Origin of the sequence: Ehrlichia chaffeensis str. Arkansas (assembly GCF_000013145.1) — a bacterium.
Classification (GTDB): Bacteria; Pseudomonadota; Alphaproteobacteria; order Rickettsiales; family Anaplasmataceae; genus Ehrlichia; species Ehrlichia chaffeensis.
On record NC_007799.1, the window covers coordinates 229,623 to 252,050 of the forward strand.

The window sequence follows — 22,428 nt, forward strand, 5'->3', positions numbered from 1 at the left end:
TGATTTTGAGATTGCTGGATGCTTTTGGAAATTATATAGACAATACGTAATATCCAATAGTATGTGTAATTTATGTAAAGTGTGATCTAAATTTTCATAAAAATTGTGATATAATTAACCTAGTGTGTTATCCATTTTTTATTTATGTTGCTTTTCAATTGGTTAGGGGATGTGTTAATTTCTCTTGTGTCTAGTGTTAATCATGGTATATCGTATGTCTTAAATAGTACTACAAGTATAGGAAATGGAAATCTTACAACAACTACATTAAGCAATCTGTTTACTCGTGTTTTGGACGATACTGTTAGTAGTACAGTAGAAAATGGGAGTAATACTACAACAGTTTCTTCTGCATTAAATGATACAGTTAGTGATATTGTGAATAGTGCTGTTAGCAGTACAATGGAAAATGGGAGTAGTTCTACAACAATTTCTTCTATCTTGAATAATACGGTTAGTGATATTGTGAATAGTACTGTTAGCAGTACAATGGAAAATGGGAGTAGTTCTACAACAATTTCTTCTATCTTAAATAATACGGTTAGTGATATTGTGAATAGTGCTGTTAGCAGTACAATGGAAAATGGGGGTGGTTCTACAACAATTTCTTCTGTATTAAATAGTACATTTACTAATATTTTGAATAGTGCTGTTGGTAGTACAGTAGAAGGTAGTGTTGGTAATGCTACAACAATTTTTCCTGTATTAAATAATACGGTTACTAGTAGTACTAGGAATAATAGTCTCCATGATAGTACACTTATTGCAGCATTTATAATGATAATGGGTACATTTCTGTTAATGTTTTCAGTGATGATATGTGTACGTAGTGTTCAAACCTGTAGAAGCAATATTCGAAGACATAGAGTACAGATGGCATATTTACGAGAGCATGGGGGGGGGGGACCTCCTGATAATTTGAGTGATGCTGTGATAGCATTAGATGTGATAGGAGAAGTTAGTGTTGTGACTGAAAGTTCAAACGTTGAAAATAGACCTTTTCTGCTGTGTCAGCATGATCATCAAGAAGATCCTGCTGATTCTGCTGAGCAAGTTAGACCTGTGTTTAGGTTACAGGGAATATTCCCTAGGTAATTTGAATAGAATAGATGTAATACATAATACTCAACTTATGAATGAAAGCCAGAATATTATTTGGCTTGGTACTTCTTATATATTGTTATGTATATAATTTATGAAGTCTTTTATAAGTTTATCAAGTAATTAATATATAAATTTGTTTTGTATTTAAAGGGTATTAACCCTGTATGTTGTTTATACCTATACACTATCAAATGTAATACAGTGCCATTATAAAAAATAGTGCTTTCATTGAGCATTGTTCAATAATTATGTCAATGATACTGCTTTGTGTCATACTTGTATACTTTAATCATCTAGTGTAAAATGTATGGACATAGAGGTGTCACAATGTAATAATAATACAGGTGAATTGCCGCTTCTTCTTGGTAACTTACATGTCAAGCAATAGGTAGACATAATAGTTGGGAGGTATCTCATAGATGTGGTTAATGGTATATTTATTAAAAGCTACTCTACATAACAAATTTTAAAAGGTTATTATACTTTATTTGATTTTAGTAGTTTTTGATGATAATGATGCAAGTTATGATTGTGTAAATAATAAGAATATTAACTCCTGTTAGAAAATATTGGCTGTATCTCTTGATATGACTGTAAATATAAGTGCTACTCTTGATTGTATCTGCTAATTAGAAGTTATAGTGTAAATATCTCTCTTTGAGGAGGATTATTTGTAGATATTATTTATGATTGTTGTTTTGCATTAAAGGAGCAATGCTTAGAGAAATTAAATAATATTAATAATAGTGTGTGTTTATATGAATGATAAAGTATTTGTTGTTACCATAATTAGTATGATAGTATTGGTAACTTTAGTATTCTTTTTTTTCCCATTATTTTCAATATGTCATCGTGCTGTAAAGGATAATACGAATCAACAGGATAATAATGTGAATTCAGAATTAGATGATCTAGAAAATGTTAGTGATGATGTTGTATTAGTAGCCCAGCAGCAGAAGCTGAGGTTTTGATGTTGTGGGTTTGCTCTAATATTTTTCAGCAGTATATCTACCAAAATATGTGTGTTTTAACATTGGTACACTTGAAAAAGATGATGTTATTGTGAAATTTTATCTCAAATTAAAAATATAAAATATTTTATTGATTAATGTATGTATGCATTTCATTACATTATGAATATTACTGTAAAATTGTCTTTTTTATAAGATGAGGTAATGAGTAGATATTGTATAGTCTATCTATATTTTATCGATGTATAATAGTGATTACTCTCATAATAATGCAAAGTGTGTGTTATTAGCGTTTAGAATTTTGATATCAAGAAATTAATATCAGAAATAAAGATTAATACTATTCATATATAGCTTCTAACTAACTTTCCTGATATTTTTAATAATAAATTTATAATATTGCTTTCTTGTTTAATAGGTTTATTTTGCTAATGTGGTGTATAATAAAACTTATAATGCAATTGGAACTGTTGTTAATTAGCATAAGTATACTATTGTTTTGTATCTTAAAAGTTAGAGGGTTATTGATAAAATAATTAAGAATTTTTTGTTTAAGAGTTGTATTGCTATCTATTTTTAAAAGGATGCTGTTTTTTATTTGTTCGACTTCATAAATGCCAATATTTGCACACAGTTGTTTTATATATATGGTGTTCAATAAGTTTTCTACTTCGTTTGGCAATTTACCAAACTTATTGGTTAACTCTATATAGTAATTATCTATGTCTTCTTTTGTTTTAAGACTGCCAATTTTTTTGTATACTCGCATTCTTAATCCTATATCTTGAATGTAATGCTCAGGAATTCTTATATTAACATTGATATTGATATTTATATGGTCAAGATCTTTAGGATATTCACTATAAATGTTAAGTTCTTCTTCTAACATTTGTTGGTATAGTTCAATGCCTATATCTTTTATGTTACCTGATTGTTCTTCTCCCACTAAATTACCAAATCCTCTGATATCCATGTCATGTAATGATAAATTAAATCCTGAATTTATAGAATCTATTGATTGTATTATCTCCAGTTTTATAGCAGATTTATTGGTTGCTTTTTCAGATAATATAAAATATGCAAAACCCTTGGTACTGCTACGTCCTACTCTTCCTTTTAATTGGTAGAGTTGAGCTAATCCAAACATATCGGCATTGTGTATTATGATTGTATTGGCAAAAGGGATATCTAATCCACATTCTATAATTGATGTAGTAAGTAATATTGTGAATTTGCCATCAAAAAAATCGTTCATTATTGTGTCAAGTTGGGTAGGGGAAAGTTGTCCATGGGCAGTGTTCATTTTTATTTCTGGTACTAATTTTCTTATCTTGTCGCTGATGCTTTTTATATTACTAATTTGTGGACAAACATAAAATACTCTACCGCCTCTATTATGCTCTCGTATTATAGCATCTTTTATTATAGTTTCTTCATAATATGTTGTATAAGTTGTAACTGCTAATCTATTTTTTGGTGGTGTTTTTATTAAACTCAAATCTTTTATTCCACATAGTGACATGTACAGTGTCCGTGGTATTGGAGTTGCAGATAGTGAAATTACATGAACGTTTGTTTTGATTTTTTTTAGTAATTCTTTTTGCTTTACTCCAAATTGTTGTTCTTCATCTATAATTAATAGGCTTAAGTTAGCAAACGTAACGTCCTGTGCTAATATGGCATGTGTTCCTATTATTATATGTACTTGTCCACATGATAAACTTTCTTTAGTTTTTTTTATTTCGGATCTCGCAACAATTTTAGATAATTGTTTGATTTTTATATTAGGAAATTTTTTGAATCTTTCAGTAAAAACAATAAAATGTTGCCTGCACAGTAGAGTTGTTGGTACTATAATTGCTACTTGGTAGTTTTGACTTGCTACTAAGAATGCTGCTCGTAAAGCTATTTCCGTTTTTCCAAAGCCAACGTCTCCGCAAATTAATCTATTCATTATTTTACCACTTGATAGATCATGTTCCATGTCTTTTATGGCTTGTAATTGATCTTCTGTTTCAGTATAAGAAAATTCATTACAGAAGTGTTTATAATTTTCATCAGGGAAAAATGATTTGCCAGTAGAGAGTCTTCTTGCTGCTTCTATAGTTAATAATTCTTTTGCAATTTTTTTGATATGGTTTTTTATTTTAGTTTTACGTTGTTGCCATGATGTACTGCCTAGTTTATCAAGGGTAACATTGACATTTTGTTGTCCATACTTGGATATAAGATTAATATTTTCTACAGGTAAGAATAGTTTGTCGTTGTTATAGTACTCTATTTTGATGAAATCATGATAACTATCAAATACTTTAGTAGTTTCAAGTGCTACTATTTTCCCAATACCATAGTCTTTGTGTATTACTATATCTCCAATATCTAGGTTAGTATCATTGCTAATAATATTTGAAATGTTACTTTTATTAGTTGTTTCTTGTTTATATAATAGATCGTGTTCTGCTATGACAATAGTATATTTTGAGATAAAGCTGTGATATATTGGTAATATAGCAATATTATATGAAGAGCATATTTCCTGATAGTTTTCTATTTTGCATAGTTTGATATTTAATGTTCTAAGTCTATTTTGGATATATTCTAAAGAGCCAGTAGAGTAACAAGCTATTATTAATTTTTTTGTGTGACATGTAGTTTTGATATATTGTGTCAATATTTCAAATATGTCGATTTGTTTGTTTTGTACTAATGTTTTAAAATTTGGGACGTTTTGTATCTTTTCTGTAATGTTGAAGGAAGAAGTATGTATATTTCTATCGGTATAGGCTGAATTATTACTAGTGTTGTCAGATTGTGAGAATATAGTTTTATGAAACTGTTTAGTTATAATTTTAAATTCTTCAGAATCAACGTAAAGTTGAGGTGGAGGCACTTGGTAGGATAGTTGAGATCTGTAATTTAGGTATATCTGATTATTATATTCTTTTATTTCATTTATAAGCTTATCGTTAAATATTAATGTTGTGTTTTGTGATATGTAGTTAAAAATATTTTGTAATTCTTCTTTATAAAATAAAGGCAAGAAATTTTCTTCTCCTATGTGTTTCTTTCCAGAGATTATTGTGTTTAATAGGTTTTGATCTTGGTTTGGTTTTGTTTTATAGGTTTTAGAAAAAATATCTATATTTTTTTTTTGTTTTATTATTTCAGAAGTGGGATAAATAACAACCTCATTTAAAGAAGAGTTATTATCTATTAATTGTGTTTGGCGATTGAAATAGTGAATTGATTGTATAAGATTATTATTTAAATGAATCCTTATGGGATTTTTATAAGTTGTAGGAAAAATGTCAATGATGTTGTTGTAAGTGGCAAATTCACCTATATCTTGTACTATTGAGTATTGACTGTATCCGTGATTGGTTAAGTAATCTTCTATATGGTTTTTTGTAATATTCTGTAGAGATGTAATTTTTAATACTGATTGTAATATGATATTTTGGTGTAATACTTTTTGAGTAATTGCATTAATTGTTGAAATAATAATATAGGGATTATCATTATGTCTAGTGATTAGGGAATATAGAGTTTTAATTCTTTCTGCCATAACTGAATTATGTGGAGAATTTTTTTTATATGGTATTGAATTCCATGCAGGAAATATGATTATTTCAAGATTTGGAACATAAAACTTAAATATTGATGCTAGATTATGTAGTTGTGTTTCTTGATTGACTATATATATTGCAGAATGAATTAGTTTTTTTATATACATTTTTATTATGACAAGTGGTTCTAGCGTTTGTGGAATATTGAAGATTTTATTAATATTATTCATATGATAGTTTAATGATTTTAATAGTTGATATTGTAAGCAGAAAATATAGTCTATAAAAATGTATTAAGAAGTCTATATTTCAAAGACATGTATAGTTGATATAATAAGACTTATATTTGTGAATTGCATTTGTAGTATACATCAAATTTTATTGTGTGGAATTGTTCTTTCATTGTAATTTCTAAGTTTATGGTTAAATAAAAGCTTGAATGTTGATTAACATTATAACAGTATAACATAAAAGTTTTATATTGATTTAAGTTATAAGTAAGTATCTTTTGTTTAGTAAAAATACCTTATATTGAACATATATTCAAAAGTAATTCACTTGTAAATCCCAGTTTACAACTTTCCACTAATAAAGACCTATACTTTTTTCATTGAATTAATAAATGTATAAGTGTTTGAACTACGTTTGAAAATCCAATAATAAGGTATTTTTCTAATCTTTAAGGACGATATACCATATCCTGTGATCCTGATTGCAAGTCTATATGTGTAACACTACTATTAGGATTATCACATATATCAACTATAAAAAAACCTGATGCTTCTAGGACATCTTCCTCTGAGATGAATTCTATGTCTGAATTAGTGTCGTTACTTACCGTATCTGAATCATGTTGTTCATGACTATCTATTGGCATGTTTTCTGTATCACTAATACCATCTGAGTCAGTACTGGATTCCCAAACTGGAATCTCGTCTTCATTATTCCGTCTTGGAGTTTCTTCTATATCACTGAGACTGTCTAAGTTAGCACTAGATTGCAAAACTGGAATCTCGCTTTGGCTGGTATGCTGCTCCATGTTATTATGGTCTGAACTTTGTGTGTTCTCATTAGAATGCGTCGTAGAGCTGTTTTCATTGTGTTGGGGGTTATTGTTCGTTGCATTGGTTGGTATTATTGGTGGTACTATTCCTGATATTAGTATTCTAGGTAATACATTTGCTAACATGTTTCCCCAGTTTCCTAGCGTGGTAAATATTGAACGCAATATGTTCCATATAGGATTGGAATTGCGTGAGTTATTATTATTTGATAAATCTTTCACTTTATCCCTCAATTTTTTAACTATATATATACTGTCAAGTATAATGTTTGTGATTATATTGTGTTAATATATTGTTGACAAGTGTAAGATTTGTACAAGAAATTCTTATATTTTAAGAATTTTTGCTGTTGGTAATTTTCACAAATTGTAGTCATGAGCTATATAATGGATACAGAAAAAAGTATGTATGTTAATTGATTTGATGTTAACTGTAATAAGAAGAATTTTGAATTGCTTAGAATGAACTCTGGATGAAGTTTAGAGTTTTGTTATTGTTCTGAAATTAATTTATAAAGTATATTGGCTGAGTTGCTAATACTAGTAATAGTTTACCTATTGTAATGGTGAAGTATTCATTATTTTAGTGAGTGTTGGTTAATTTGATTTTACTATTGTGCAGGAACTTGCTCGTGTATGTTATGGTGTATAATCGATATCTGTTGTGCTGATATTAGGTGAAGTGATAATATATTCTCCATGTGTGCAAATACTTGAAGTTTTTTCCATTAGTTTTTATTGGTTAGCTAACTGTTCTCTAGTTCCAAGTTATTTGGTGGTAATAAGTAAATGACATGTTTTAAAAGGCAAGTGAGTATTGTAGTGTGCAACATGGTCTGAAAGTACGCATAAGCCTTATTCATCTGTTACAATGATGGATGATTAAGTATTGTGTGGTTAAAGAAATAATGATCAAGAGAAGGATATCTGCTTTATTATTTTTAGCACTGCTTTTATTTAGATACGCATAAGCCCTGTTCAGTTGCTGCAGCGAATGGCAAATATTGGCTAGGTCAAGAAAATAATAATCAAGAGGGAACATCAACTTTGCTGTTTTTTAGTACTGCTTTTATTTAAATACGCATAAGACCTATTCAGCTGTTACAGCGAGTGATGTAAATATTGCTAAGTCAAGAAATAATCAAGAAAAGAGCATTAACTTTGTTGTTTTGTAATACTGCTTTTATTTATGACATTGTGCACACAACCTAAAAAACTTATTAAGGTTTTAAGTAATGCTACGTCCTCTTACTGTTATTGGAATTTGTAAACCTTGTACTCTAAATATATTTTTTATTGATAATGTATAAAATACGTAATTTTAAAATGACATAATGACCGTTAGTGTAATGCTTACTGTTGTGATGTTAATGCATTTTAAGTACATATAAAATTTGTCTTTTATGTATTTAATTGATAGTCTTATAGTTATGCATGAGGTGTAGGTATTGATTTAAATTAAACTTGTATAAAAATGGCTTTATAAAAGGAGAGGTTGAGTAAAATTAGCTAATAATAAAACTTTTTTCATAATCTTTCAGTTTATATGTTGAAGTTTGTTATTAGTAAAAATTACGTTTTGCAAACTATGTATCATAACACAATAAATTACAAAGTTATCAACAAACCTTCGCGCAGTATTATGGATAAATTATTCTCCGACTATGTGCGATTTCAGCTGCGTTAAGTATAAGTGATTCTACTGGTCCATGTTGTGTTATTAATGTAGATAGTGGCTCTGGTTGTTCTGTCGGGTGTGGTGATGTTGTTGCTTCTTGTGATCCTGAAGAGTGTCCTTCTGAAGGCGTAGCATATGTATCGCTACTGCTACATTCTTCTCCGTGACTTGTAGAATCACAAGTTTCTTCTTGTGGAACAGGAATATATTGTTGTTGTTGTCTGCTATTATACGCATCAGCAATGCAACTACAACATTTAGCAAAAAGGAATGCCACAATGTTAATCAATATTGTAGCAAGACGGTATACCATTGTACATGCTAAAATTCCTATGAATATTGGTGATAGCATAATTATAACAAAACATAGAGCTGCAGCTGATAGCTTTTTGCTGACATACTGTAGATGATTCCTAGCAGAATCTGAAAGTCTGCGAAACGGATTTCTTACGCTAGGTGAAGGGAAGATTACATCAGAGTCTCCATAAACAGATATATCATCATATTCTGGCTCTTCTGGTAAAGGTTCCTGATTAGTACTGCGTGCATAATTACAAGATAGAGCCCAAGGAAGAATAAATGTCTCATTGAATATCATCATAAACTGACGTAGCATCATTACTACTATACCGACAACTATGACTGGTACAAATAGTATAAGATAGAGATCTGTGACTAACATCAAGCATTGGTTAAGTATAGCTCTTTTCAAGTTTTTTGCATGTCTACTAAATACTGTTGATGGTCGGCCTCCCGGAACCGGACTACCGCCTTGTTGTTGTTCTGCTTCTTGTTGTTGTAGTATTACTTCTTGTCGTTCTGCTTGTTGTCGTAGCATTTCTTCTTGTTGTAGTGCTTGTTGTAGTAGTGCTGCTTGTTGTTGAGCTGCTGCTTGTTGTTGAGCTGCTTCTTGTTGTTGAACTTCTTGTTGTTGAACTTCTTGTTGTTGAACTTCTTGTTGTTGGTCTGCTTGTTGTTGGTCTGCTTGTTGTTGAACTTCTTGTTGTTGATCTGCTTCTTGTTGTACAACAATACGTGGATCTGTTATGCTTCTCACTGTTATTCTCCATGAAAAAGATAGATAGAAATTATTTAATTATAAACCGTTTACTGATTAAAAAACAAGTAAAAATTGTTAGAGTTGTATTTCGTATATATTATATGGTTATGATTATCTAGTTGATTTGATTGAGCTTATGTTTGTGTAATAATTGTGGTGACTTGATCTGTAATTATAAGCTTATGTAAAGCTTATATCGTAAGAAAAAGAGTTGGTTTTGAAAAAAATTTTTTATTGTACTTCAAATTATTATTAATAGATAGGTGTGTTTTGTAAATCATATAGTGTATTTATGTAATAAATACATTGTAAGTTGATACCTAAGTATAAATATGCTGATGTGAATTACATGTTGTTTGTGAGCAAAAAATATCGTTATTATCATACTCTAAAAGAGCTTTTTCATGTTATTGTAAAACATAATAGCTACCATACTTAGATTGAGTACTACTTGATACTGCTCTTTTTCTAATATAGTAAGAGTTTATTTCTTGCTAGGTTTGAAAAATGTGTAATATAAGTTATATTCATTTTGAATAATATGATAGCTGTACATTAGTTTCGTTATTTATGTATAGAGCCGCTCTCTTGTGTATTTGTAGTGCAAACGTCTGTTAAGATTACAGATGGGTTTACATTATTATCCTCTTCATTCATCAGTCTAAGACTTCCATGCAACAACAGTGGTATTTCATCATCATCATCAAGGCCATTATTACTTTCAGTATCATTAGTATCTGTGTTGCGTCCGTGTGTGTTTGTAACGTGAACCTCTGTTAAGTTGATAAGTGAGATTATGTTTTCTTCCTCTTCGTCATCTATTAGTGTAAGATGTGCATTCTCCAACAGTGGTATGTTCTCTTCACTGTCAAGGTCGGTATCACTATCACTATATCCAGTTTCAGTTTCAGTTTCACTATCAAGAAGTAAATTATTATAAGGATCAGTGCGCGTTGGAAAAAACAACTTTACTACAGCAATCATAAAAACAACTATAAGAATAATACTATAGAATATCGTCGTTGCCATGTCTTCAGCAGTATCGCTGGAAGGAGTGGTAATATTCGATAATGTTCCCTGTGTTGTTGTCAGTGCTCCAGTAGGATTTGTTGTTAAGTTTGTTTCATTTGTCATAATCTTTTACTTAATTGAATGAATTAAGAGGTCTATTTACTAGAATTATTTATGCTAGTGACTTATGGATAACTTGATTAATACAAATGTATTCCATTTTTAGATAAGCACACCTGCAAATGATAACTTAATACTGTTAGTTAGTCAATTTTTTTATGATTTTAGTTCATATGAGCTGATAATATAACAAGGGCAATAACTTTCTATTGCATTTGGTTGTTTATGGTAGAAAAAGATAGCGTATATCTATATTACTCAAGTTTTTTGCAATAAAAGCTGGATCAATGAAGGCTTAAATAAAAAAGTGATAGTTAGTAGCATTATATTCTAAAAAGACTACATAATCATATGTTATAGAACATTGGGTTAATTTGTTTTCTTCATCTGGTTAAAAACTGTGTGATATTATTAAAAATTACTAAGCTGGATAAAAGTAACGGATATAAAAATTTTAACCTATAATACGACGCAATTGTATTTAATTGTTTAGTTATTATAATTTAGTGACTTGATTGTCTCCATGAGATTGTACTGCATTGCTAGCTAATAAAGATAGATTTGTGCTAACTTCTTCATTTTCTTCATCTGAAGTAGAATGAGCATCATTTTCGTTATGAAATTGTACTGAATTGCTGGTTAATAAAGATAGATTTATACTAGCTTCTTCATTTTCTTCATCTGAAGTAGGATGAGCATCATTTTCGTTATGAAATTGTACTGAATTGCTGGTTAATAAAGATAGATTTATACTAGCTTCTTCATTTTCTTCATCTGAAGTAGAATGAGCATCATTTTCATTATGAAATTGTACTGAATTGTTGGCTAATAAAGATAGATTTATACTAGCTTCTTCATCATCTTCACCTGAAGTAGAATGAGCATCATTTTCATTGTTTTCACTATCAAGGTTAGATGAATGTGATGTACTATTATTTGATGCTAACGCTGAAGAATTACAAGATACATACCCTTCATCAATTGATGGATTTTGCCTTATTTGTTGTTGGTTATTATTAAATAGGGCACTCAATAGGACATAGAGTACAAAGACTATTGAAACAAAACATAGGAATGACATTAATCCAGTCTTAAAGTAGTCAGAGGGTTCTTTGAATAGGTAGGATGTGTTGCTTGTAGTGTTAAGTGTAAGGGTACTGTTTGTTGAATTTGTTGTAGGATATGTAGTGTTAGAAGTGAGTGGTGTAGTAGAATTTGTTGTGGATGCTGTTGTGGTTTCTATAGTAGTGTTGATAATACTATTTGATATTGTATTTAATGTGTAATTCACACCTTCTCTTATGTTGTTAGTAGTATTAGTTATTGTAGAAGTTATGGTAGAAGCGATATTACTTGTTGTATCTGCTATAGCTTGCGCTGTCTCACTAATAGCACTTGTTGTGTTGTTCATTATAGATTGAGTACTACTTGATACTGCATTTATTGTAGAACTAAGAAGTGTACTGTTTGTAGATGATGTGGTTACTGTAGCACTACTTGTTGTACTGTTCATAGGATTTGTGGTTATTGAGGGAGGGGTAGTAGTATTGACCATAAAATATATATAAATAAATCTAATGACTTAATTAATAAGAGTGAAACATTGTCCAGTTTAGGATAAAAACACCTATTAATAAATAAGTTGATATTACTTAATTAGTCAATTTTTTATTATTTCAGTGAGTATGAGTTAACTATAGTAAGATTTAATGGAAAATTATTTGTCATATATAGCTTTTGATAAGAGAAATTAAATTGGTAGAAGCTGTTAGTTATTTACAACATTGAAGTGTTGAAAAAAAAAAGATAATTTATTGTGTTTTAGTAGATAGGTTTATATGTATCTGTTGACTCAAATTTTTCGTGGTAAACAGCTAAATAATAATAGGGATATATTAGAACTATATATGTTCTACATCCTGAGGGAGCACTAGGTAGTTTACTTCCTCCTGAACTGTTGTAGAAATATATGTTAATTATTGGGATTTACTTGCCCTATTATCGTGATACCGTTGTGTGTTGACCGCCTGTAATACTGTGCTTATTTCTTCGTGCTCATCTTCGTCTGATGAAGCGAAAATATCACTCTCATTGTTTTGGTCAGTTGTGTGAGAATGTGGTGTACGTAAAATTGGACCTTCTGGTTGTGAAGAGGGGGGGGGGGGTGAGTTCGTTGTTTGTATCATCATAGTCATGGAGTTGCAGTTCGAACTGCGATAGTGATTCTTCTAATGTCCCATCGCTGCTGTGCCGCAGCCTTCTGTGTCGACGATGTGCATTAGGTAAATAACAACAGTGATATATCATCACTATTATTGCTGCTAACAACATTATTATAGAACAAGTAATAAGAAATGTTTGATCTTGTTCTGGTTGATTTGTTGTCGTATTAGCAGCATTTGTTGTAGTATTAAATATAGATTCAGTAATATTGCTTGATGTAGAATTATTTGTAGTGAAAGTGCCTGCTGTAGTGGAAGATGTTGGACTGCTTGTAGATTGTGTGACACTACTAGTAAAATTTTGAAATGCTGTACTTGCAGCTTCTGATGTAGCATTGACAATATCAGTAACTGTAGAAGAGATAGCAGAGCTTAGGTTTTCTGCTGTGGATTGAACGCTGCTTACAATTGTGCTTAATGGGGAAGTATTAGTAGGAGTGCCTTGTGTAGTTGTCGTGGCATTTGTTGTATTATTCACCATAGTTTTCTTACCTGAATAATGATTATATACTTTAATTGATAAAAGAGAGATGTACTTTCTAGATTTATGTAAGTACACCTGTTGATTGTAGGTTAGTACTGTTTGTTAGTCAATTTTTTTATTTCAGTTCATATGAGTTGGTGATATAACAAGATTTGTGTTGAATCCTGATTTGCGTGTGTAATTCTATAATTATAGAAAAGTTATTAAAGTAATTCTTTTAATAGAAGCTTCAAAAGATGATTTTACTTAAAAGCATGTAATGCTTTATAAAATGTAATTCTTACTTTGTATTGCTGAAACTGGAATATATGCTAACTAATAGGAGTAGGAGAATATTTTTAGAAAGAATCTGCATTTGTAGTGGTCATATAGTACAATGGATCTCTATTCTTATTCTATGGAAGGAGTACAAGTGAATTTTTTCATGCTGTCATACTATTAGTTAGTGTTTTTATAATTATGTTATCAGATTTATTATTGATATATAAAATTTTTAGTACTCTAAAAAATAGAATTGATGTGTAATATACACATCAAATCAACAAAAGGATCTTTATAGAAGATAATGAGAATAAGTGTAACATTAGAGATAATCTGATTAAACCTATAGTATGATAGTATAAAAAATTCGCTTATACTCCTTCCATAGAATAGATATTTATTGTATGAATGTATGTATAATGTTACTGTATAAAACTATAAATTGTCTTTACTACCTTAACTATATAGAAACTAAGTAATATGTATCATACAGTATTTACTATGTTGTTTATATAACTAGCATTTACAATGATCTATAAGCTTGTCGTTAATCATACTTGTGATGTCATTTTTCATCGAAGCATTATAAGAACAGAATGAATAAAATTATCTACCTTATCTTCCTGAAGCGTTAGTAGAATTACTATTATTATGTCTTCTAGTGTTATTGTGTGGTGCATCTACATCTACTAATGCCATAACTTCTCTGTCAGTTAGCTCAGGTTCATAAAATGAGTCATATAGTACATAGTTAGTAAAGTTAGTATGTCTTCTAATCTCAAAACTAGTACTACGAGATGGTGCAGTAGTACTTACTTGATTTTCTCTGTTCCTGTGCATACGGCGACATATAATAATCATCAGTATAAATAAACACGTTATTGCTATAATGGGTGCATAGATTGTAACTGAGTTATCACTATTAGTACTATTGTTACTTTGTGTAGAATTAGTTATGTTCGTATTATTCATAATTATATTAAAAAACTTAATTTTATATTTTTATTTATATAGGTTAATAAATTAAATTCAATATTTAAATATAAAAAAATCCTTCTGTAGTGAACTTTTTTTAATTATGGGTATATTTTGTTTTGTTGGTACTTTAGGAAATGAGTTAACGACTAAGTATATGATTAATGTTGTGATATTACAATGCAATAGTATGTAATGCACATCACGAGTATTTTGTGTAAATAGTTAAAAAAGGTTCCTTTTATCTGCAAAAAGCCTACAGCATGCTTGACGAGCTTAACTTTATGCTATGATCTACACCGTAAACAAAGTCATTAATAAGTCTGTTAATTGAGAGCCAGGTGTTCCGTTTGAAAGAATACTTCTTGTAAATAGCTATAAAGAAAAAAGATTCTTTTTATCTGTGAAAAGCCTACAACATGCTTGACGAGCTTAACTTTATACTATGATCTACACCGTAAACAAAGTCATCAATAAGTCTGTTAATTGAGAGCTAGGTGGGTCGTTTGAAAAGAATATTTCGTGTAAATAGTTATAGAGAAAAAAAGGTTCTTTTTATCTGCGAAAAAATCTACCACATGCTTGACGAGCGTGAGCTATACCATAATCTACACTCTGAACAAAGTCATCTAGTAGGTCTGTTAATCGAGAGCTAGGTCCGTTTGAAAAATTGTACACAGGTGTAACCGAGTCGTTTGTTTCTATAACACGTGGTGAGCGACCGTGCCTAACATCTGTATTCTCATCGCATCTTACAGATACTGGTAGCACACTACCATCGTCAAACCTAATAACATCACCATGTTTTTTGTATCCCTTTTTTTTGTCGGAATTTTCTTCTGTTAATGGTATCTCTTCGTCTTGATGACGTTGATTGGCTCTTGTATGTTTTGAGTGAATACAGATAATAAATGCTAATAATAATAAGGAAAAAAAGAATATGCCTATGAGCGCTAAGGTGGTCTCCTGTTTGTTATCATTGGATGTTGTATTAGTAATACTAGTAGTATTTGTGATATTCCCTGTTGGTGAGGTTATTCCAGAGAATATTGTATTATGAATATTGTTTGCGGTACTTGTTGCTGATTCTATAAAAGAACTGATACTTTCTGTGGAAGTTGTTATTATACTATTTGTTATGTTAGTAACGTTATTAAAAGCATTGCTGGCTGTAGTTTCTATTGCTGAGGTTACTGCAGAGGTTGTTGTATTATAAATATTTGATGCGGTATTTGTTGTTGATTCTAGAATAGAACTGGTACTTTCTGCAGTAGCTGTTATTGTACCGTTTGTTGTGTTACTAGTAGTATTTAAAATACTACTAGCTACAGTCCCTAGTGTTGTTGGCATTTTTTTACCTATGAATTGAAAGAATTACACAGTATGTAAAGTTAACTTTGGTCTGCTAGATAGATAATAATGTAATAGTATGTAATCGCAAACTCCTTCTTGATTTGTTAGATTATTTTTACTACATACCCCTAAAATAATATGATTTCATTGAATTGAAAGCTAGTTAGTTACTTAATTTAACCTCATGCATAACATTATGTACTAGGAAAATGCCAAATGTTTTAACTACCTATAAAAACACCAGTAGCATTTGTTATAGATATACACTGAATTTTATTAAAGGAAACTATAACAAACACTACTTAGTATTTAGCTGTATAAGCTAATTGCTATTTATAATACTTAAAGTATGCTTACTTGGGCTAAATTTAATTAACCCTACACCTCTTATTAATTATACATTAGTATTTTTTTAAAGTAAAACTTTTTCTCGTAAAAATTGATTTTTTGATAGTAATACTCGTTTTGTTAGATATTCATAGTCAATGATAACATTATTGATTTTGAGGATAATGCTTAGTTTTAGTACATGTAAGTAATGCTTACTATTTATGTCGTAAGCGTACATTTTTTGTTACTAAAGTTTAATGGTATGAAAAAGTGTTTTTTGACAAAGAGCTTAATTTGTGTTGAATTAAGTGAAGTTTTTTATGCTGAGTAAGATGAATCATTGTTGATTTTGCGGTTATTTTTTATTTCGACATGAAATTCAACATGAGCTTATAGCATTTTTTCATTAGATTTAGTATTGAGATATAAAAATGTGATTACAAAATTTATATATTCTTAGATTGTTATATTATTTAACATGTTGTTATTGAATACGTAGTGTAATTATGTTTTAAAAATATTTTTTAAAGAACAGTTAATTCATAATTATATTATGTTGCCTAATTAAAGAAATTTTCTGATAAAATTTTAATAAGGAAGAGTATATTTGTTATTGTATGAATAGATGCTTGTTTTCAGTGTTGATATAGTCAATATTAGATGTTATCCTTAAGATCAGGATTGTTTTGTATATATTTAACATGAAAGATGAACTGAATAAAGTAGTTATTTATACTGATGGAGCATGTTCTGGTAACCCTGGTCCTGGAGGATGGGCAGCAGTTTTGCTGTTTGATGATAATGAAAAGACAATCTGTGGTAATGATTCCGATACTACAAATAATAGGATGGAGTTAACAGCGGTTATTGAGGCACTGAAGTTATTAAAAGTAGCATATAATGTTGATTTGTATACTGATAGCGTATATGTTAAAGATGGTATTACATTGTGGATCAGGAAATGGAAGGTTAATGGATGGAAGACTGCTAATAAGATGCCAGTGAAAAACTTGGAACTGTGGTTAGAATTAGATAGTCTCGCTAATTTTCATAAAGTTACTTGGTATTGGGTTAGAGCTCATGTAGGGGATTTGTATAATCAGAAAGCAGATATGCTTGCACGTAGTCAGATTGTCAGGTGAATTTTATCATGTCCTTATGTTTACATTTCTAGAACATTAGATCAGTGTAGTAAAGTAAATATATCTTTTGAGTAATATGTATAGATAACACCGCTGTGTATTAATTTAGTGTTTATTATGCTAAAAAAAAAAAAGTTTATAAGATTATTTTTTATACTGATGATCTCTATTGTGTGTAGTGTATCCTACCTGTATGTTCGTGATAGAGATGTTATAGAGATTAATGCAAAATTTTTGAATTTTTATGTAAAACATAAACTTGCTACGGTTTTTCCTGGTTCTGAGATAGATATAGGTAGTACTACGTTAACTTGGCAAAATAAGAGTGAAAATTTTATATTATCATCACAAAATCTTACTATTAAAAGCCCTAAGCTTGGGGCAAATATTACAATACCTAAGTTCCTGTTATATTCTAGAGTTGGGATATTATTTTTGTGGGGAAATTGTGATTTTTCTTATATTGATATTCCTAAAATCCGTATTGAGTTCTATGACATTCAAAAAAAAGTTGGAATAAATCTTGTAGAGAATTCTGTAAAAATTCTTAAAGATATGCTGTTAAAGGCAATCAAACTCGATATACCAGTATTTATTAGTAATGCTATTCTTGCTAAACATGGTAAGGAAGATCTAATGATAAAACAACTTAGTGTCAAAATGAATAAAGGGTATGATAAAAATACTATTGATTTTAATGTCGAAAATGACAATTCTTTCATCAGTATGACAGTGCATGAACACTACAAAGGTATAATGTCTTTTGAGATATCATATGGTAATTTTAATACTAAGGTATTAGGATATTTAGGTAATTTAAATGCAAAGCTTCCGCTGTATGATAATTTAAATTTTAGTGGTGATATTGTATTGAGAATTGATGAACATGATGAAATTACATATGGTGATGTAAATATTCAAAGAATAAAAGGTGTTGTTCCTTGTGTTTCTTCTCGTAAATGCTACATCCATGATTTTAGGACTAGATTAGTATATCAAAATGATATTCTATCAGTGAAAAATTTTTTTTTATTGTTAGATCAAAGTAAAATAGTTGCTACTGGAATGATTGATAACGAAAATGTGGACTTGACTTTTAATTTTGATGTTATATTTCCAAAGACGCTGTGTGATTACTGGTTTGTTAATTTATATCCTGATTTAAATCGTTGGTATTGTACTAATGTGACAGACGGAAAAATTACTGATCTGAAACTTCAAATTAAAGGAAAACGCGATGGTATGTTCATCTATAATGATCTTTCAAACTATAATGTTAGTGCAAATATAGAAAATGTTTCGATAAAATTCAACCATAATTTTGATCCAGTGCGTATAGTGCATGGTAAATTATATTTACGTGATAATCAATTTATTATTACTTCTGATAATTCGGATTTTAAAGGTGTAGTTATTCAAGATGGAATATTAAAAATAGATAATTTAAAAGATGAAAATGCAGTGATGACCATTAGTGGTAGTTCTGTGGGTGACGTAAAGCAATTATATAAAGCTGTAAATAAAGATGAATTTATACTGTTAGATAATAACAAAATTTTTGGTAAGTCTCATACTAACTTTGATTTTAAGATATTTAATTTACTAAATGACGATATTGTAGATTATGTATCTTATATACATGCACAAATTGAATCTTTTAAAGCTGGTAGTATTTTGAATACTTTTGATGTTTATGATGCTAAGGTTGATGTTACATTACATGATAACGATGTGAATATAAATACTCAGGGTTATATGAATGGCTTTCCTATGTCTTTGAAAGTGGATAGAAATTTGCAAGATAATTATAAATTTCACTATGAATTTGCAGGGTATATTTCAGCGGACAATATAAAGGAGTTAGGAATTTTTGAATATGGAGATTGTTCAGGAGTAATGAAGTCAAACCTTCAATGGGATATTAATGCCAATAATACAGTCATTACAGGGGATGTTGATCTTTCTCAGTTAAAAATTCACTTTGATGGATTAACACATAATAATTTTGATAGTGTAGTAAAGTTTTCTGCTTCATTTCAGGATAAGAAAGAAATTAAAATAGATAGTGCATCTATAGTTGGTAAAGGTGTAGATATAGAACTCAGTGGTAAAACGGGAGCCAATTTAGAATTATTATTAAATAAGGTAAAATTGAAAGATACAGATATTACAGCTGAGTTAAAGCGGAGTAATGATTCTATTACAGTAAAAGTATTCGGGGAATCTTTAGATTTAAGTACTGTTGATTTTTCTGAGATGATGAAAGGGGAATCTCCGATGCAACAAACTAAAATTGATGTCAATGTAAGTCGCGTTATGATGAAAAATAATGTTGTAGCTAATAATGTAGATTTCAAATTAAGTTGTTATGATACTGTTTGTAATGAAATAAAATTGACAGGAAATTTTCTAGATAATAGTAATTTTAGTTTAGAGTATGGGCCTATTGGATTAGAAATAAATACTGATAATGCAGGGGAACTTCTTCGTGCGATAGATATTTTAAAAGTTGTAGATAAAGGAAAATTATCTTTCTATATGTATCCGGTAAAAGCTGGTGAAATAACTTCTGGTATGTTTTCATTAACAAATTTTCATCTTGTAAATGCTTCCATTTTGGCTCAAATATTAACATTATCCTCACTAAAAGGAGTAGTTAATACATTAAATGGTAAAGGAATATATTTCAATGCATTGAATGCACCATTTACTTATCAAGATAACTTAATAAGTATAGATGAGTCTTGGATAGAGGGTTCTGAGTTAGGTATTAGTTTAGGTGGGGAAATTGATCTAAATACAAAGATGTTTAACATAAAAGGACAAATAATTCCTGCATATGTGATTAATAAAATTATATGGCAAACTCCAATTATTGGAAAGTTGTTAACCGGAGGACAAAGTCGTGGTGTTATCGCTATAGATTACAAGGTAAAAGGTACAGATAAAGATCATGATTTATCAGTCAATTTGATGTCTATTTTGACACCTAACTTATTAAAAAGGGTATTAAAAATATTTGATAGTAAATTGTTAAAAAAAGAGCATGTCAAGAAAAGATCATCTGTTAATAAGGTAAATAATCAGGTGAGAATGGTATCATAAAAAATTTTTTCTTGTTTAGGTTAATTTTAATATTAGTAGCACTTATATAGATTTCGGTATAATTTCATATATAAGATCATAGTTAATATGTGTTGTATATAAACGACGTGTCATGTTATTAGGAAAAGTTCATGTGATTGAAAGTTTACTATTAAATAATCAGCGGAATGATGTCTAAACTACATGCGGGAACGGATTTTAGTATATTAAATGATGTAAAATACATATTACTGAATTCATGTAGTTAAGTAATTGATTGTAGGAAAATATTATTATGGTGAACTTATAGATATGAAAAGAATTTGAAAAATTGATTTTTCTGTTTGTATATATGTGAAATGATTTTTTGCGATATTTAAATTGATTGATAAAGATAAATTAAATGCTGATAAGAAAAATAAGAATAGCAATTATGTGCCTACTATTGATCATAATAAATTTATGATATTGGGAATTTGTATATTGCATCTTTTTGTAGCTAAGATATAATTTATCGTATCTGTGTTTGCTATATTTTAGTTACTAGCTAAGAAAAGGAAAGTTAATGAGTGAGGCCTCTGCTACTAAAGTTAAGTATTCTAGAGTTTTACTAAAAGTGTCTGGTGAAGCGTTAATGGGAAAAAAAGGCTTTGGGTGTGATATAGAGGTGCTGGATAAGCTATCTCATGATCTCAAAGAAGTCCATAGTTTTGGAGTACAGCTGTGTTTGGTTGTAGGTGGTGGAAATATATTCCGTGGTGCATCAGCCTCAGCATCTTTTGGATTTGAGCGAGCTAGTAATGACTATATAGGAATGCTAGCTACTATGATGAATGCTTTATCTCTACAGAATGCTTTGGAAAAAGTAAATGTTCAATCTAGAGTTTTGTCAGCTATTCCTATTACTGCTGTCTGTGAAACATACATTAGAAGACGTGCTATACGTCATTTAGAAAAAGGGAGAGTAGTTATATGTGCTGCCGGAGTAGGTAGCCCATTCTTTACTACAGATACTGCAGCTGCGTTACGTGGTATAGAAATGGGTTGTGATGCTATATTTAAAGGTACACAGGTTGATGGGGTATATTCTGCTGACCCTAAAAAAAATGCTGATGCGGTAAGATATGATAAAATTTCTTATCGTGATTTATTATCGTTAGATCTTAAAATTATGGATGTTGCTGCTGTTTCTTTGGCTAGAGAGCATTCAGTACCTATTATTGTATTTAATCTGGGTCAACCTGGTAGTTTTGCGGATATAATCCGTGGAGATGGTTTGTATACGACAATATATAATTAAGTTAAAGTATTGGTATAAGTGAATGATAAGTGAAGTTAAACAAGATGCTAAAAGTAGAATGGAAAAGAGTTTATCTGTATATTTAAGTGATATTGATGGTATTAGAACTGGAAGAGCAAGAACTTCTGTATTGAATGGAATTGTTGTTGAAACTTATGGTGGACGTGTAAAATTGAATACAATATCAAGTGTATCTGTATCTGATAATAAAACCTTGATGATTAAAGTATGGGATTCTAACAACATAGGGGCTATCAAAACTGCAATTATGAATTCGAATCTTGGATTTGGGATTTCTTGTGAAGCAACAACAATTCGATTGACTGTTCCAGATATGACACAGGATATGAGAAAAAATTTGGTTAAGTTATTGGGTAAAATTTCAGAAGACTGTAGAGTTTCTATCCGTAATATACGTAGAGATATCATGGATAGATTAAAGGTCATGCAAGATAGTAAAGAGATTTCTGAAGATGATTTACGTGTAGCTGGAGTAGAAATACAAAAGATCACAGATGATATTATGAAAAAAGTAAATGATGCTTTTACTTCGAAGGAGAAGGAATTGTTACATGTTTAATTCTAATTATGGTTTTACAGAAGTCAGTTGCTTTGTTTTGATATTTCAAAGAATAAATTTTTAAAAAGTTGATAGATGCATGACTTTGAGTATTAGGAAGTACTATCTTAATCTGAATTTATAT

Annotated in this window: 14 protein-coding genes; 6 read left to right on the top strand and 8 right to left on the bottom strand. The window is 29.8% G+C overall.

Annotation, left to right across the window (positions count from 1 at the left end):
• The first annotated feature begins 144 nt into the window (after positions 1-144).
• Complete coding sequence (locus tag ECH_RS01020) at positions 145-1,095, top strand: hypothetical protein (RefSeq protein WP_006009995.1); 951 nt, start codon at positions 145-147, stop codon at positions 1,093-1,095.
• 767 nt (positions 1,096-1,862) lie between these two features.
• Positions 1,863-2,075, top strand: a complete 213-nt coding sequence (locus ECH_RS01025) for a hypothetical protein (RefSeq protein ID WP_043881596.1) — start codon at positions 1,863-1,865, stop codon at positions 2,073-2,075.
• 391 nt (positions 2,076-2,466) lie between these two features.
• Here ECH_RS01025 and mfd read toward each other — a convergent pair whose 3' ends face one another.
• The 8 genes from mfd to ECH_RS01070 all read right to left on the bottom strand — a co-directional run bounded on the left by mfd (position 2,467) and on the right by ECH_RS01070 (position 15,865).
• Positions 2,467-5,871, bottom strand: a complete 3,405-nt coding sequence (gene mfd / locus ECH_RS01030) for a transcription-repair coupling factor (RefSeq protein WP_006009994.1) — start codon at positions 5,869-5,871, stop codon at positions 2,467-2,469.
• A 449-nt stretch (positions 5,872-6,320) separates the two neighbouring features.
• Positions 6,321-6,926 (bottom strand): hypothetical protein, encoded by a 606-nt coding sequence (locus tag ECH_RS01035; RefSeq protein ID WP_226988424.1) that lies wholly within the window; start codon positions 6,924-6,926, stop codon positions 6,321-6,323.
• 1,418 nt (positions 6,927-8,344) lie between these two features.
• The gene (locus ECH_RS01040) at positions 8,345-9,439 is read right to left on the bottom strand and encodes a hypothetical protein (protein ID WP_011452483.1); all 1,095 of its coding nucleotides are present in this window, start codon (positions 9,437-9,439) and stop codon (positions 8,345-8,347) included.
• 567 nt (positions 9,440-10,006) lie between these two features.
• Entirely contained in the window at positions 10,007-10,576 is a 570-nt protein-coding gene (locus ECH_RS01050; RefSeq protein ID WP_011452484.1) for a hypothetical protein, read from the bottom strand.
• Between the two features lie 493 nt (positions 10,577-11,069).
• The gene (locus ECH_RS01055; protein ID WP_011452486.1) at positions 11,070-12,086 is read right to left on the bottom strand and encodes a hypothetical protein; all 1,017 of its coding nucleotides are present in this window, start codon (positions 12,084-12,086) and stop codon (positions 11,070-11,072) included.
• Positions 12,087-12,673: 587 nt separating this feature from the next.
• On the bottom strand, positions 12,674-13,276 hold the full coding sequence (locus ECH_RS01060) for a hypothetical protein (protein WP_226988426.1): 603 nt from the start codon (positions 13,274-13,276) through the stop codon (positions 12,674-12,676).
• 879 nt (positions 13,277-14,155) lie between these two features.
• A complete protein-coding gene (locus ECH_RS01065; protein ID WP_011452489.1) occupies positions 14,156-14,512 on the bottom strand; it encodes a hypothetical protein in 357 nt (118 codons plus the stop codon).
• Positions 14,513-15,070: 558 nt separating this feature from the next.
• Positions 15,071-15,865 carry a hypothetical protein gene (locus ECH_RS01070; protein WP_011452491.1) on the bottom strand — a complete coding sequence of 265 codons (795 nt, stop codon included), beginning with the start codon at positions 15,863-15,865 and terminating at the stop codon, positions 15,071-15,073.
• 1,034 nt (positions 15,866-16,899) lie between these two features.
• On the opposite strand from ECH_RS01070, the gene rnhA reads away from it, so the two are divergent.
• From rnhA to frr, 4 genes are all read left to right on the top strand, one after another.
• Positions 16,900-17,340, top strand: a complete 441-nt coding sequence (gene rnhA, locus ECH_RS01075; RefSeq protein WP_006010281.1) for a ribonuclease HI — start codon at positions 16,900-16,902, stop codon at positions 17,338-17,340.
• 117 nt (positions 17,341-17,457) lie between these two features.
• The gene (locus tag ECH_RS01080; protein WP_006010279.1) at positions 17,458-20,445 is read left to right on the top strand and encodes a DUF3971 domain-containing protein; all 2,988 of its coding nucleotides are present in this window, start codon (positions 17,458-17,460) and stop codon (positions 20,443-20,445) included.
• A gap of 544 nt (positions 20,446-20,989) precedes the next feature.
• On the top strand, positions 20,990-21,724 hold the full coding sequence (pyrH, locus tag ECH_RS01085; protein WP_006010278.1) for a UMP kinase: 735 nt from the start codon (positions 20,990-20,992) through the stop codon (positions 21,722-21,724).
• A 22-nt stretch (positions 21,725-21,746) separates the two neighbouring features.
• A complete protein-coding gene (frr, locus tag ECH_RS01090) occupies positions 21,747-22,304 on the top strand; it encodes a ribosome recycling factor (RefSeq protein WP_011452494.1) in 558 nt (185 codons plus the stop codon).
• Positions 22,305-22,428 lie beyond the last annotated feature (124 nt).